A 13,974-nucleotide genomic window follows, 5' to 3' on the forward strand; every position below is an offset into this window, starting at 1 on the left:
TTTAGGTGCCCTATCTTGCAATGTGCACGGCATTTCGGTCAAGTCACAATTCAACAAAGAGCTGTAAAAATGCGTAATTTTCCTTGAACGATGCGTTCACAATTAATCCGTATCGATTTATTACAATGAATTTTATTAATATTTAATAAAATTTAACCTTTGATTTTTATTATGTTTTTATTTGATGAAACACATCAGAACTTTTGATTTCTGCTTATTAAATGTACAAATCTGTCCTTAGATTTGTGGAAAATGACTTATATTTAAAAATGACCGCTTTGGTCAGTTTGGACATAAAGCGAAATTAGTCAGGATTTATTCTGCATATCTGCTCAATTTACTCCGCTTTATTTTGCTGGGCAAGTCTAAAAATTGGGTTGTCATCAATCTATAAATATAAAAAAAGCATACTGGGAGCAGTATGCTTTTTTAAAATACACCATTGCTTAATTAATAATTAACCAGCTTGCAGCAAGGGCAAGTAAACCACCTGAGGTGCCATCAACCCATTTCTGTTTACGTTCATCAATTTGTGTATTGCGGGTAATTCTGCTGAACAGAATGCTGAGAGCACAATAAACAATGAAAATCATGCCGATAAAAATAAAAGAGAGAATTAAGCCTTGGCTCACTGTATTTCCGCTTTTATCAATAAACTGCGGCAAGATCGCAAAATAGATCAGCATGCCTTTAGGATTGAGTAAGGCCGTAAAGAAGCCTTTTTTCACTGGATTAGCAGTGGTCTTTTTCTCAATTTTCATTGAGTTTTTACTAAATACTGATTTCAACAGGCTACAAGCCAGATAGAGCAAATAAGCAATACCCAACCAGCGAATTACTTCAAACAATACCGGAAAAGACACGATAATCGCTGCGATTCCTATTGCTACCAAAATGGAATGTACCAGATAACCTGAACAGATCCCGATGGTTGCCATCATGCCTGCTTTTGCATCTTTACCCATCACTTGAGACAGGATAAACAGCATATCTGGTCCAGGTGTAAAAATCAGGGGAAGTACGGTCAGTGCAAAAAGTGCAAATACAGACATTTCCTTTTCCTTTAAATCTTCGGAAAGTGGAATTAGTATCTACGAATTTTTACAAAATAGGCTTTCAATTTATTTTATAATAAGTATTATTTTTCGAATTATATTCTAATTTATGAAAATATCTTCCAAATCTGTGCGAGTAAAACTTGACCGAATTGATAAAAATATCATTCATCACTTGCAAGCCAATGGCCGTATTCAGAATAACGATCTGGCGCGTGAAATTGGACTATCTCCTTCTTCCTGTCTCCGTCGAGTGAAATTGCTTGAAGATGCGGGCGTGATCCAGAATTACACCACCATCGTTGATTCACAGAAAATTGGTTTTCAACTGATTCTATTTTCACGGATCTGGCTGGTGGGTCAGGATGCAGAAACCATTGATACTTTTATCGAGGCGATGAAAGAACTGCCTCAGGTGATGGAGTGCTATATCATTCTGGGTGAATGTGATGCAATGTTAAAAGTTGTGGTGCCTGATCTGGAAAGTTACCGCAAATTCCAGTCCACACATTTGACCAAGAAAAATGGCATTACCAGTGTTAAAACAGATTTACCCAGTCAGATCATCAAGCAAAGTTTTCAATTACCGCTGGATGACTTGTAAAGTATTTTAGCAATAAAAAAGGATGACCTTAGTCATCCTCCATATACATTAAACTTGTAAAAAGTCACGATGCACATGACTCAGTTCAATCAGTTCATAAGACTTTAGATCAAAAATATTCCAGATTTCGAGCGCATCTTCTTTCAGGTCAACAGCTTTACTGGCTCGTTGCGTGGTCTGCCATTGCAGATCAGAAATCCATAGATAATACTGGCCTGTTTCAGGATTATAAGCCTGCATTTTCCCTTCTGCATTAATCCCTTGCACGATTGCTCCTTCAGGGAGAACGGCTTCAATAGTGGGCAAGCTAATCTCAACAAAATGTTTAATCTGGCGTAAACCATAACCCGCAAACATATCTTTTTGGGCTGGGCTTAACTGCGCATGCTTTTGTTGTATATCCGGGATAATTGCTATGTCCATAAAAATTCCAGTATCGAGATCGCTGATTTTCTTTTAAAAATTGATTACTATTTATACTTATATCCGAAAACAGCCATTTGAAAAATAAGACAATAGTGAAATATCTTTCCAACAGTCTGTTCAGGTCATATTTTGAGCATGATACATGAAAGTTTTATGCCATGAATCCTAATCATCCGACAAGCGGAAGAAAACTTTATATTTTTCCTATTCTTTATGCTGTGCCCGCGGATGCGCCTGATCATAAATCTGCGCAAGTCGATCAAAATCAATATGAGTATAAATTTGTGTAGTACTCAAATTGCTATGCCCCAACATTTCCTGAACGGCACGAAGGTCACCGCTATTCGACAGCATATGACTGGCAAAACAATGCCGCAATAAATGCGGATGCAGGTCAACATTAACCCCTGCACGCTGTGCCTGAAACTTGACCCGGTTTTCAATTTGCCGTGCACCGAGCGGATTGCCTTTTTGGGTGATAAATACATTCGCGTCAGGTACAAAATCACCATTCCAGAGCGGATAAATTTTTAGCCATTCCATCAGACTGTCTTTGGCTTTTGAACCAAAAGGCACTACCCGGGTTTTATTGCCTTTACCAGTAATACGCAAGAGCTGACGATTAAAATCAACATCCTTGATTCTTAAGCTCTGAATTTCTGCCAAACGTAAACCACTGGAATAGAGTAATTCCAGAATCGCCTTGTCTCTCAACCACATTTGCTGCTGCGCTTCGGTTTCTGGAGCCGGCTGGTCCAGAATCTGGTTCACAGTTTCAATATCCACCATACCCGGCAAAGGACGTGACTGACGTTTCAACTGAAAATCATCAGCCGGATTAAATGCCAGATACTGCGCCTGCTCTGCCCATTTCATGAACTGGCGAATCGAAGAAAGCATCCGTTGCAAGCTACTTGAACTTAATCCGTGCTGCTCGACTTTTTCAGCCAGAAATTGACGTAAATCTGTGGCTTCCACATCATTGAGTGCCAGTCGTTGTACTGCGCAGAACTCCAGAAAATCAGCCACATCACGTTCATAGGCCTGCAAGGTATGTTTAGACTGGTTCTGGATCTCACGTTCTTTGAGCCAGATTCCGAGCAAGTCTTTTGCAGAAAGCTTTACTTGCTCCATTCAATTGACTCCAGCCAGGCTTCAATCAGTTCTGCGGTCTGTACTGGATGAGTCGCCGCAAAGAAATGATCCTCGTTTTGAATTATATGCAGGTTTGCATGTTTCAAATTTTGCTTTAAGCATTGCCCCACCTGAACGGTACTTAAAGCGTCTTGATCACCCCAGATCAATAGAACAGGAATCTCAAGATTGCTTAATTGCTCCAGACTAAACACGGTTTGATCTTGTAAAAACCAGTCAGGAACAGCCTTAAACTGTTCGCGATAATTTGTTCGCCAGTCAGCACAACCAAACTGTGATAGATCCAGACCACCAGAAGTTGCCAATAAAACCAGCCCTTTGACTTTCTCTGGATGTTCGAGGGCAATCCCAACTGCAAGGACTCCCCCCATGGACTGGGCAACCAAAATCGAATTATCTTCAATCTGCTCTGTGATGAATTCCTGCAGATCATGGAGATTTTGAATAGTTGAGTTTGGTTCTACCCCATCGAAGCCCGGATATGCCAATATTTTTGTAGATTGATCTGTTTTTAAATGAGCCAACAAGGGCTGCCAAAAGCCTTGGCTGCCTGATGCACCCGGTAAAAACACAAGCTGATTCATAGCAGTGTTGTGATATCAATTAAATATGGAATTCATCCTATCATAAAAAAAGCACCGTACTATGTGCGGTGCTTTTTAGAGAAATAAATGTTGGGATTAACCTTGGAAGTAGCGCAAGTCCAGACGGCCTTCATAAACATTGGCGGTTGGACCTGTCATCCAGACCACATCACCTTCTTTCCATTCAATCTGCAATTTACCACCCGCAAGTTCAATTTCGACCTTGCTAGATAACAAACCACGGCGCATACCAGACACTGCTGCAGCACAGGCACCTGTACCACAAGCCAGTGTTTCGCCTACACCACGCTCATAAACACGTAAACGGGCATGCTTTTCATCAATGATCTGCATAAATCCAGCATTAACGCGTGCCGGAAAACGCACATGGGATTCCACCTTTGGACCAATTTTAGCTACATCGGCAGTCAACACATCCGGAACAATCGTCACTGCATGTGGATTACCCATATTCACCACATCAATCGTCAGCTTCTCTCCACCCGCTAGATCAATGTCATACAGATTTTCCGGTTCTTCAGCCACGAATGGAATTTCCTGAGGCAGGAATTTTGGATAACCCATATTCACTCGTACCCAGCCATTGGCACCAAGTTCAGGTTCCACGATTCCGGCTTTGGTCTGTACCTTGATTTTGGTTTTAGTCGTTAATTGACGTTCATGCACGAAACGGGCAAAACAGCGCACACCATTACCGCACTGCTCAACTTCAGAACCATCCGCATTAAAAATACGGTATTTAAAATCTGCACTTGGAATATCAGGCGGTTCAACAATCAAGAGCTGGTCAAAACCCACACCAAAGTTACGATTTGCCAAGCGCTGAATAGTGAGAGTATCCAGATAAGCACGCTGGCTAATCAGGTCTACCACCATAAAATCATTGCCCAGGCCATGCATCTTGGTAAATTCAAGCAACATTATTCAGTCTCCTTAAGGCAATAAACGCTCACGTTCCCAAAGTGATTCAACCGTTTCACGCTCACGAATCAGATGCGCCTGATCACCATCCACCATCACTTCAGCAGCACGGCCACGACTGTTATAGTTTGAACTCATTACGAAACCATATGCACCAGCCCCAAGAACTGCTAGTACATCATTTTCTTTAATGGCAAGCTCGCGTTCTTTGCCCAGGAAATCGCCTGTTTCACAGATCGCGCCCACCACATCCCATTCTTTTGTTTCCACATCTGTACGCGGTGTCACAGACTGAATATCCATCCATGCTTCATATAAAGCTGGACGAATCAGGTCATTCATCGCGGCATCAATGATGGCAAAGTTACGGTGATTGGTTAGTTTCAGCAGATCCACTTTGGTCAGTAAAACACCTGCATTGGCAGAGATACTACGACCCGGCTCCATATAAACTTTCAGGCCCAGTTTTTCTAAAGCCGGACGCATGGCATTGGCATATTCTTCAACCGATGGCGGTGTTTCATCTTTATATGTCACACCCAGACCACCACCAATATCGATGTGTTTCAGGTTGATGCCCATGTCTTTCAGCTTGTCGATCATCACAATGACACGATCCAGCGCATCAACAAACGGCTGAGTTTCAGTCAACTGCGAACCGATATGACAGTCAATCCCGACCACTTCAAGATTTGGCAATGATGCTGCATAAGCATAGGTATCAAATACGCTATCTGATGGAATACCAAATTTGTTTTCTTTTAAACCAGTGGAAATATATGGATGAGTCTTGGCATCAACATCCGGATTAACACGTAGAGAAATCGGCGCTTTAACCTTAAGTTCAGCCGCTACTTTCTGAATACGGTCCAGTTCGGCATAAGATTCCACATTAAAACAGGCGATGCCTACTTCTAATGCCTTTTTAATATCTGCTTCAGATTTACCCAAGCCTGAGAATACGATTTTTGAAGGCTCACCACCGGCTTTCAAGACACGAGCCAGTTCACCACCAGTCACGATATCGAAACCAGCACCCTGCTTGGCCAATACATTCAATACCGCAAGATTAGAGTTTGACTTTACCGCAAAACAGATTTGATGATCGATAAAGCTAAAAGCACGGTCCATATCCAGATAATGCTTTTCAAAAGTTGCTTTTGAATAAACATAAAGTGGTGTGCCAAATTGCTCTGCGAGCTGTTGCAGTGAACATTGCTCAGCATGCAATACCCCATTAATGCGGGTGAAACTCATGAATGTATCCTTTCTCTGAAAGTCTTAAGGAGATGGTGTTGAATCGGATTCAGCGGGCGCTTCAAATTGCTGCTTGACCGGCGCATCCTGTTGTTCATCTGATACTTGCGGTGCAGATTCAGTATTTTTATAGAGTAAATACTTGGCACGTTTATCGTAGTTTGGATCATTTGGAAGATGTAAAGCTCCCGACTGACCACAACCGACCAAGGCAAAACCGACTGTAATTAAACTGATGTAGCAAATGACCTGACGCATCTGACCACCTATATGAGTATTTTCGATGAAGTATAACGCGATCATCCGTATGACCAAAGCGCTAAACGCTAGAGAGTATATTCAGACATAAAAAAACGCCAGCAGATCGCTGACGTTTTTATTGATATGGATTATTTATGTTTCTGTTTATATAAGCCTAAATATCCAATAATCAGCAAAATGAACCACACCGGGCTGACCATCAAGGCACGACGGGTATCATCTTCCAGCGACAACACACCAATCATGCCGACAAAGAAAATAATCACGATCCAGCAAGTCACCAACCCACCAGGCAACTTGAATATGGATTTAGCATGCAATTCCGGACGGGTACGGTAATAGATCATGTAGCTCCAGATAATGATCAGCCATACACAGATAAACAGAATAGTCGACAAAGTTGTTGCCAAAGTAAATGCTTCAACCGTATTCGGCACGAAGTACTGTAATGCTGCACCGAGCAATAAACAGATCGCAGAGAAATACAAAGCATTCGCTGGAACGGCGCGCGAATTCAAACGACCAAAGGCTTTCGGTGCCTGTTCTTCACGAGATAAACCGAACAACATACGGCTGGTTGAGAACACTCCACTATTCATCGATGACATTACTGATGACAACACCACCAGGTTCATGATGATTGCAGCCGCCGCAATACCTGCCTGACTGAACAGATTCACAAACGGAGAAACATTTGGATTGATCTGATCCCATGGTGTTACTGACATCACAATGATCAGAGCCAGCACATAGAAAATAATGATACGGATCGGAATCGAGTTCACCGCTTTCGGCAAGTTACGCTCTGGATCTTTGGTTTCAGCAGCCGTAGTACCAACCAGCTCTACACCTACAAAGGCGAAAATTGCAATCTGGAAACCGGCCAGGAAGCCCATAGTCCCTGTCGGGAATAAACCGCCATGATCCCAGATATGCGCAAATGAAGCGACCGTACCTGCATCACTAGTAAAGCCAGTAAAGATCATCCATAAACCTACGGCGATCAGTACAATAATGGCAATAATCTTGATCAGGGCGAACCAGAATTCCATTTCACCAAACAGTTTCACGGTTGCCAGGTTCAAGCCCATAATGAAGACAATAGAGGCAATACTGATCAGCACGCCTTCGCCCGGAGTAAATGGCAGGCCGTTATTAAAGAATTGCAGGTAATAGATAATGGCTGACAGATCCGCGATACCAATCGTGATCCAGCATAACCAGTAGGTCCAGCCGACAAAATAACCTGCCCATGGCCCGATCAGATCGGTGGCAAAATCGATGAAAGATTTATATTGCAGATTGGATAACAGTAATTCACCCAATGCGCGCATGACCAGAAACACCATAAAACCGATGATCATATAAATCACCAGAATGGATGGTCCTGCCAGGCTAATGGTTTTACCTGAACCCATAAACAGGCCGGTGCCAATCGCACCCCCAATGGCAATTAACTGCAGGTGCCGGTTGGATAAACTACGCTGTAGCTCACCATCTTCCGATGATGAGTGACTATATTTTTCTGACATTATTTCATTTCAACTTTAAGTTTTAATCGCGACAAATTAACGTAAAAAACCCGGAATACAAAAAGAAAATTCGCATCATTTGTATTTTCCAACTAATCTTGCAAGTTAATTTATTTTTCTTATATCAATATTCATTTATCTTTAGTCTTAGTTTTAAGGCGCAATGAATACAGGATTTTTCTTGTCAAAGCGCTGAAACTATGTAAAAAATAGAATACAAATCCGCCAATATTCGCGTTTAGGATGAGCGCGCATGGCATAGCAATTGCTTTTCAATCAACATCTCAAATAAAGCTGACACGGATAAATAAGAAGAAATTTATGCAAAATTTACAAAGCATCATGGAAACCGTCAGTGGCTGGGTCTGGGGCCCTTATATGCTGGTCCTCATTGTCGGTACCGGTATATTCCTGACCTTCCGCCTGCTGTTCTGGCAGTTCCGCATGTTGCCACTGGCCTTTAAACAGGTTTTTGGCAAACACCCTTCGCATGAAGGCGATATTTCCCAGTTTGGCTCACTCATGACCGCACTGTCAGCTACCATCGGTACCGGTAATATTGCCGGTGTGGCAACTGCCTGTGTGCTGGGTGGTCCTGGGGCCGTATTCTGGATGTGGATGACTGCCCTGTTCGGAATGGCAACCAAATATGGCGAAGGTGTACTGGCCGTCAAATACCGGGTTAAAAATGAACGCGGTGAAATGTCTGGCGGTCCAATGTATTACATTGAGCGTGGCCTGAAATGGAAATGGCTGGCGCTGATCTTTGCGTTCTTTGGTGCTGTCGCATCTTTCGGAATTGGTAGTTCAGTTCAGTCCAACACTGTTGCACTTGCAGTAGAAAATGGTTTCGGTCTGGAAACCTGGGTTACAGGGATCGTAATCACTGCATTTTCTGCACTGGTAATTCTGGGCGGGATTAAGTGGATTTCTAGAGCTGCTTCTTTCATTGTACCGATCATGGCGATTGGTTATGTAGCGGGCGGTCTGATCATTATTTTCACCCATCTCGATTTAGTGGGTCCTGCACTAAAAATGATTTTCACCTATGCTTTTACTGGTGAAGCTGCCGTAGGTGGTGCGATTGGTGCGGCGATTCGTTATGGTGTCGCGCGTGGTGTATTCTCAAATGAAGCTGGTATGGGTTCAGCACCGATTGCCGCAGCTGCTGCAAAAACCGATCACCCTGCACGTCAAGGCTTGGTTTCCATGACCGGAACCTTTATTGACACGATTATTGTCTGTTCGATTACCGGTATTGTCTTGGTGATGGGCTTCATCATGGCCGGCAGTGATTTTGGTGGACAAACCGGTGCTGTTCTGACCGTTTCTACATTTAACAAACTGCTGCCAGGTGTTGGTGGCTGGATTGTGACCTTCGGCATTATCTTCTTCGCCTATTCCACCATTTTAGGCTGGAGCTACTACGGGGAAAAATGTGCAACCTATCTGCTCGGTGAAAAATTTGTATTCCCTTATCGCATCATTTATATCGCTTCAGTATTTATTGGCTGTGTAGCAACACTGGATCTGGTCTGGCTGTTCGCAGACACATTCAACGGTTTGATGGCGATTCCAAACTTGATCGGCCTGCTACTGCTGTCTGGGGTGATCGTGAAAGAATCCAAAGATTTTATTGCTCGCCGTAAATCAGGTGAACTGTATTAATAAAATTTAAAACCCTTAATAAAAGAGCCACGTTCATCGTGGCTTTTTTATCAATTTAAGTTTGCTAAAACTATCAGTTCACACGGCCAGAAAATTCATCATCATGAGCTTGATTTAGATTTAAGAACTCTTCACGATCGGCTTCAATCTCAAGAGCAGTTTCTAGAGATAATACAAAGAACAGTACACCCGGAATTTTCATTTCCCCTTCGGCATCTTCCAGATGTTCACTGACCATTTGGTAAATTGGATTGGCTTCATCAAATGGCACATCGATATAAAGATCACCTGAATAACTTTCAATTACGCCAGGCTGTTCTATGCCCATACAGGGTGCAAAATTAATTTGGCGTTGCTCTAGCCATTCCATCAGGTTCTGACGTAAATGATAGGACTCAGCATCTGCATTTTCATGTTCGTAATTTTCAAAATGTACAAATAATACATCACGGTCTTTTTCACGTGCGATCGCATCGATATGTTTTAAAAGATGTGGCATGTCAGGATTCCTGTACCCGTGATGAATTTTCTCATTATAGAAGGTATTTCACTTTCATGTAGAAAGGTGAATTCATAAGCGTCATATGCTGACGTAAATCAGTGACTTTTTCAGCCAAAGGTCTTGGTTTTCAGTCTCATTCACCGCTATGCTGTAGCCCCCATTCCCAATATTTATTTTCGGAAATTATGGCTAAAGCAAAAAGTGTGTATCGTTGTGAACAATGTGGAGCAGACCATCCTAAATGGGCGGGTCAGTGTTCTGAATGTGGGGAATGGAACAGTCTGGTAGAAGTCAGTATTGCGCCAGCAACGACACATCGTGCTCAGCCAAAAATTGGAGGTTATGCCGGTCAGGCAGCAGCGATTACCACCTTAAACAAAGTCTCCGTTTCACATGAAACCCGGTTGCAAACCGGGATTGGTGAGTTTGACCGAGTCTTAGGCGGTGGTCTCGTTACAGGTTCTGTGGTGCTGATTGGTGGTGACCCGGGGATTGGTAAGTCAACTATCCTATTGCAAACCGCAACCCATATGGCAGCAGGCAATAGCTCTGCCCTGTATGTGACAGGTGAAGAATCTTTATCTCAGGTGGCATTACGCGCCCAGCGTCTGGACTTACCAACTAACCAACTGAAAGTCATGGCAGAAACCTGTGTGGAACGCATTTGCGAGGTGCTTGCACAGGAACGTCCTGCTGTTGCGATTTTGGACTCGATTCAGACTTTATATACCGAAACCTTGCAGTCTGCACCAGGTGGTGTGTCACAGATTCGTGAATCTGCAGCCCTACTGACCCGTTTCGCCAAAAATAGCGGCACTGCCCTGTTTATTGTTGGTCACGTGACCAAAGAAGGTGCCTTAGCAGGTCCGCGTGTATTGGAACATATGGTGGACTGTGTGCTGTATTTTGAAGGCCAGTCGGATTCTCGTTACCGTATGATCCGCGCAGTCAAAAACCGTTTCGGTGCAGTCAATGAACTTGGCGTCTTTGGCATGACCGATAAAGGTCTGCGTGAAGTCGCCAATCCATCTGCCATTTTCCTCAGTCGTTATGATGAAGCGATTCCAGGTTCCATCGTCATGATTAGCCGTGAAGGAACTCGCCCACTCCTGGTTGAAGTTCAGGCTTTGGTCGATGATGCCCATGGCCAGCCACGCCGTGTAGCCTTGGGGTTAGAGCAGAATCGTCTGAATATGCTGCTGGCCGTGATGCACCGTCATGGTGGCGTACAAACATCTGGTCAGGATGTCTATGTCAATATCGTCGGTGGTTTAAAGATTACTGAAACCGGTTCTGACTTGGCTGTACTTTTAGCCTGTGCATCCAGTATCCGGACTAAAGCCTTGCCTCAGCAACTCGCTGTTTTTGGTGAAGTTGGTCTTTCTGGCGAAATTCGTCCGGTGCCGAATGGTCAGGAGCGTCTGAAGGAAGCTGTTAAACACGGTTTTAAATATATTATTTTGCCGCGTGCCAATGCACCGCAAAAACCGATTCCCGGCGTGCAGGTCATTGCTGTAGCCCGATTGCATGAGGCTCTGAGTGAAGCTATGAGCCTAAGTGATGAACTCAGCTAGCTTTAATCGATAAATCTTGCGAAAAGCCTAAAAAAATACACATTTTTGATTGAAATCCCCTATAAAGCCTATATAAATAGAGTATTCAAATAAGTTTTTTTCACATAGGAAAATTGAATGGAAGTTCGACAGCGTGGTTTGATTGCAGGTCTTTTAACAGCAGCATTACTGGTTGCTCCTTTAACTGCTGAAGCAAAACGTGCCGGTGGCGGTAAAAGCCATGGTATGCAACGTTCTGCTGCGCCTACTCAATCTTATCAACAACCTCGTCAAGCTGCGCCAGCACAACAGGCTCCAGCCGCTGGTGCTGCAACTCAGCAAAGATCTGGCCCAGGCGTAGGTAGTATGGTTGCTGCCGGTGTAGCAGGTGCTGCAGTGGGTGCAGTTGCTGCCAATGCGCTGGCTGATGACAAAGAAGTACAAGCGGCTTCTGAAGCTCAAGTAGCTCAACAGCAACAAGAGGAAAAAAGTGGTATTCCTGGGTGGATCTGGATTTTACTTGCTGCCGCTGTTGCCTTCTTCATTTTCCGTAAGATGGGCGCAAAAAAAAAAGTAGCTTCTAATCCATATGCCCCAAATAGTGGTGCTGGTCATTCAGCACCATTTGGTCAGACACCTCCTCGCGGTGGTGACAACACCAATATTTTTGGTCAGAACGTAGGTGGTAGTACAAGCACGAATGCACCGTTTGGTTCAGCTCCGGTAAATAACGCGCCATTTGGTGCAGCCTATACCAATAGCGGCAACCAGCTTCCAGATGGAACAGAACCTGCGACTTTCTTACGTGTTGCACGTCAGCGCTTCAACCACATTCAGTCAATGAATACGGCGAGCAACATTTCAGAAATTAAACGTTACCTAACCCCTGATCTTTACCAGTCGATGTATAACGACATTATGGCAAATCAGGATCAGGACGTAGCTGAGTTCTCTAACCTGAATGCAATGGTGGTAGATTCATCGAATGAGAATGGTCAATACGTAGTAAGCGTACGCTTCACTGGTACTGTAAGTGAAGACCTGAATAGCCAACCTCAACCATTTGCTGAAATCTGGCACTTTGTCAAACCTGCCGGTTCTCAACAAGATTGGGTGGTTGCAGGAATCCAGCAAGACTAAGTTTTTATCTCATTAATCGTATATCAACAGCGGCTTTCGGGCCGCTGTTTTGCTTTCTGAATCATTGAAAACTATTTAAATTTATTCTTGTTCTCTTTCTATTCATTTTATTGTTATTCCCTTAAACAAATAGCTTAGTTTGCATGTTTTAAGCGCTATCAGTCGACTTTTGTACAAAAGCCAATTTTCAGATTAGCTTTTTTATTTTGAACCTTTTAATCTAGATACAAAGATATTTGAGATACTGACATGACTGAGCGTGTTTCTCCCCCTGCCACGCTGGCAAACCGCGCACTGGCAGGCAATGCCGAAGCCCAATTTGAGCTTGCCGAACTCTATATGCAAAGCGAGCATGACGAAGACATCATGCTAGCCGAAGAGTGGGCATTGAAAGCAGCCAATGGTGGCTGGGTTGAAGCCATGTACTGGCTCGGTGAGGGTTATACGGTTTATGCCAAAGAAATCGCTGAGGAAGACCCAGAAGATTCTAAAGCTCACTTTGAGTTAGCCTATTACTGGTTGAGCAAAGCCAATTTTGAAAAACACCCTGCAGCGACTTTAGAACTGGCTGGTTTTTACCGTCGTGGTGATGTGGTCGAAAAAGATGTTGAAAAATCTATCGCTCTTGTAAAGCAAGCAGCTGAATGGGGTGAAGTTCAAGCCATGCGTGATCTTGCCTTTATTTATGCCAATGGTCTTGGTGTGGTCGCTGATGACATACAGGCAGATTACTGGACTAAGAAAGCAGATGAAATTGAGCAGGACATAGAATAAATAACAAGCCCGTCAGATGATGGGCTTTTTTATTTTGTTAAACATTATTCCAACAACCTGAGCTTTTGCTATCAAAGAATTCAACTTCAATATTTGGAGAAATTCCTTTGATTAGCCTATAGATTCTATGACATTCATCCTGGTCTTGAGAATAAGTTGAAATAGCCACTTTAGCCACAATTTTATTTTTAAAAATTTGTTGGACTAAATGTGACTCTTGCTCCCCTAAACTCCATCCATAAATAACTAGATTAGAATTTTCAGCAATTAAACCTGATAAAACTTCATGAAAAACTGTACTTAAATATGGACTACTTTTTATCGATTCTAATTTCTTAGTACCCGTACCTTCTGCTACAAATAATGGTATTTTTTCATCATTCCATTGTGAAGTAATACCCTCCAATAAACTTTCAAAATCTCCTCTCTGGAGTTTGTTTTCAATATTTTTTGCATTTCTAAAAATAGATAAGTTGCCGTGCTGATAAAAAGTGATATACGCTGAATTATCAGGAGACTTT

Annotated in this window: 15 protein-coding genes; 5 read left to right on the forward strand and 10 right to left on the reverse strand. The window is 43.0% G+C overall.

Going from position 1 to position 13,974, the window contains the following annotated elements:
• Nucleotides 1-446: 446 nt before the first annotated feature.
• The gene (locus F897_RS13760; protein ID WP_005236724.1) at nt 447-1,052 is read right to left on the reverse strand and encodes a LysE family translocator; all 606 of its coding nucleotides are present in this window, start codon (nt 1,050-1,052) and stop codon (nt 447-449) included.
• A gap of 112 nt (nt 1,053-1,164) precedes the next feature.
• Here F897_RS13760 and F897_RS13765 point away from each other — a divergent pair, with 112 nt between their 5' ends.
• On the forward strand, nt 1,165-1,659 hold the full coding sequence (locus F897_RS13765; RefSeq protein WP_005236726.1) for an Lrp/AsnC family transcriptional regulator: 495 nt from the start codon (nt 1,165-1,167) through the stop codon (nt 1,657-1,659).
• 48 nt (nt 1,660-1,707) lie between these two features.
• On the opposite strand, the gene F897_RS13770 is transcribed toward F897_RS13765, so the two are convergent.
• From F897_RS13770 to F897_RS13800, 7 genes are all read right to left on the reverse strand, one after another.
• Nucleotides 1,708-2,082, reverse strand: coding sequence for a hypothetical protein (locus F897_RS13770; RefSeq protein ID WP_005236728.1), 375 nt, complete (start codon nt 2,080-2,082; stop codon nt 1,708-1,710).
• 207 nt (nt 2,083-2,289) lie between these two features.
• Complete coding sequence (xerA, locus tag F897_RS13775) at nt 2,290-3,180, reverse strand: site-specific tyrosine recombinase/integron integrase (protein WP_373683617.1); 891 nt, start codon at nt 3,178-3,180, stop codon at nt 2,290-2,292.
• Between the two features lie 26 nt (nt 3,181-3,206).
• The gene (locus tag F897_RS13780; RefSeq protein WP_005236732.1) at nt 3,207-3,824 is read right to left on the reverse strand and encodes an alpha/beta fold hydrolase; all 618 of its coding nucleotides are present in this window, start codon (nt 3,822-3,824) and stop codon (nt 3,207-3,209) included.
• 96 nt (nt 3,825-3,920) lie between these two features.
• Complete coding sequence (dapF, locus tag F897_RS13785; protein WP_005236733.1) at nt 3,921-4,766, reverse strand: diaminopimelate epimerase; 846 nt, start codon at nt 4,764-4,766, stop codon at nt 3,921-3,923.
• A gap of 12 nt (nt 4,767-4,778) precedes the next feature.
• Nucleotides 4,779-6,023 carry a diaminopimelate decarboxylase gene (gene lysA, locus F897_RS13790; RefSeq protein WP_005236735.1) on the reverse strand — a complete coding sequence of 415 codons (1,245 nt, stop codon included), beginning with the start codon at nt 6,021-6,023 and terminating at the stop codon, nt 4,779-4,781.
• 24 nt (nt 6,024-6,047) lie between these two features.
• Nucleotides 6,048-6,281, reverse strand: a complete 234-nt coding sequence (gene lptM / locus F897_RS13795) for an LPS translocon maturation chaperone LptM (protein WP_005236736.1) — start codon at nt 6,279-6,281, stop codon at nt 6,048-6,050.
• A gap of 131 nt (nt 6,282-6,412) precedes the next feature.
• Complete coding sequence (locus tag F897_RS13800) at nt 6,413-7,816, reverse strand: amino acid permease (protein WP_005236737.1); 1,404 nt, start codon at nt 7,814-7,816, stop codon at nt 6,413-6,415.
• Nucleotides 7,817-8,137: 321 nt separating this feature from the next.
• Between F897_RS13800 and F897_RS13805 the strand changes: the two genes are divergently transcribed.
• Complete coding sequence (locus F897_RS13805; protein ID WP_005236738.1) at nt 8,138-9,484, forward strand: alanine/glycine:cation symporter family protein; 1,347 nt, start codon at nt 8,138-8,140, stop codon at nt 9,482-9,484.
• 73 nt (nt 9,485-9,557) lie between these two features.
• On the opposite strand, the gene F897_RS13810 is transcribed toward F897_RS13805, so the two are convergent.
• Nucleotides 9,558-9,983 carry a hypothetical protein gene (locus tag F897_RS13810; RefSeq protein ID WP_005236739.1) on the reverse strand — a complete coding sequence of 142 codons (426 nt, stop codon included), beginning with the start codon at nt 9,981-9,983 and terminating at the stop codon, nt 9,558-9,560.
• A gap of 188 nt (nt 9,984-10,171) precedes the next feature.
• On the opposite strand from F897_RS13810, the gene radA reads away from it, so the two are divergent.
• The 3 genes from radA (at nt 10,172) to F897_RS13825 (ending at nt 13,453) form a co-directional block, all read left to right on the forward strand.
• Entirely contained in the window at nt 10,172-11,560 is a 1,389-nt protein-coding gene (gene radA, locus F897_RS13815) for a DNA repair protein RadA (RefSeq protein WP_005236740.1), read from the forward strand.
• A gap of 117 nt (nt 11,561-11,677) precedes the next feature.
• On the forward strand, nt 11,678-12,679 hold the full coding sequence (locus tag F897_RS13820; protein WP_005236741.1) for a Tim44 domain-containing protein: 1,002 nt from the start codon (nt 11,678-11,680) through the stop codon (nt 12,677-12,679).
• A gap of 249 nt (nt 12,680-12,928) precedes the next feature.
• Complete coding sequence (locus F897_RS13825; protein WP_005236742.1) at nt 12,929-13,453, forward strand: tetratricopeptide repeat protein; 525 nt, start codon at nt 12,929-12,931, stop codon at nt 13,451-13,453.
• A 37-nt stretch (nt 13,454-13,490) separates the two neighbouring features.
• Here F897_RS13825 and F897_RS13830 read toward each other — a convergent pair whose 3' ends face one another.
• Nucleotides 13,491-13,949: a DUF4917 family protein gene (locus F897_RS13830; RefSeq protein WP_082188715.1), complete on the reverse strand. Its 459-nt coding sequence runs from the start codon at nt 13,947-13,949 to the stop codon at nt 13,491-13,493.
• Nucleotides 13,950-13,974: the final 25 nt, after the last annotated feature.

Source organism: Acinetobacter variabilis, from assembly GCF_000369625.1.
Classification (GTDB): Bacteria; Pseudomonadota; Gammaproteobacteria; order Pseudomonadales; family Moraxellaceae; genus Acinetobacter; species Acinetobacter variabilis.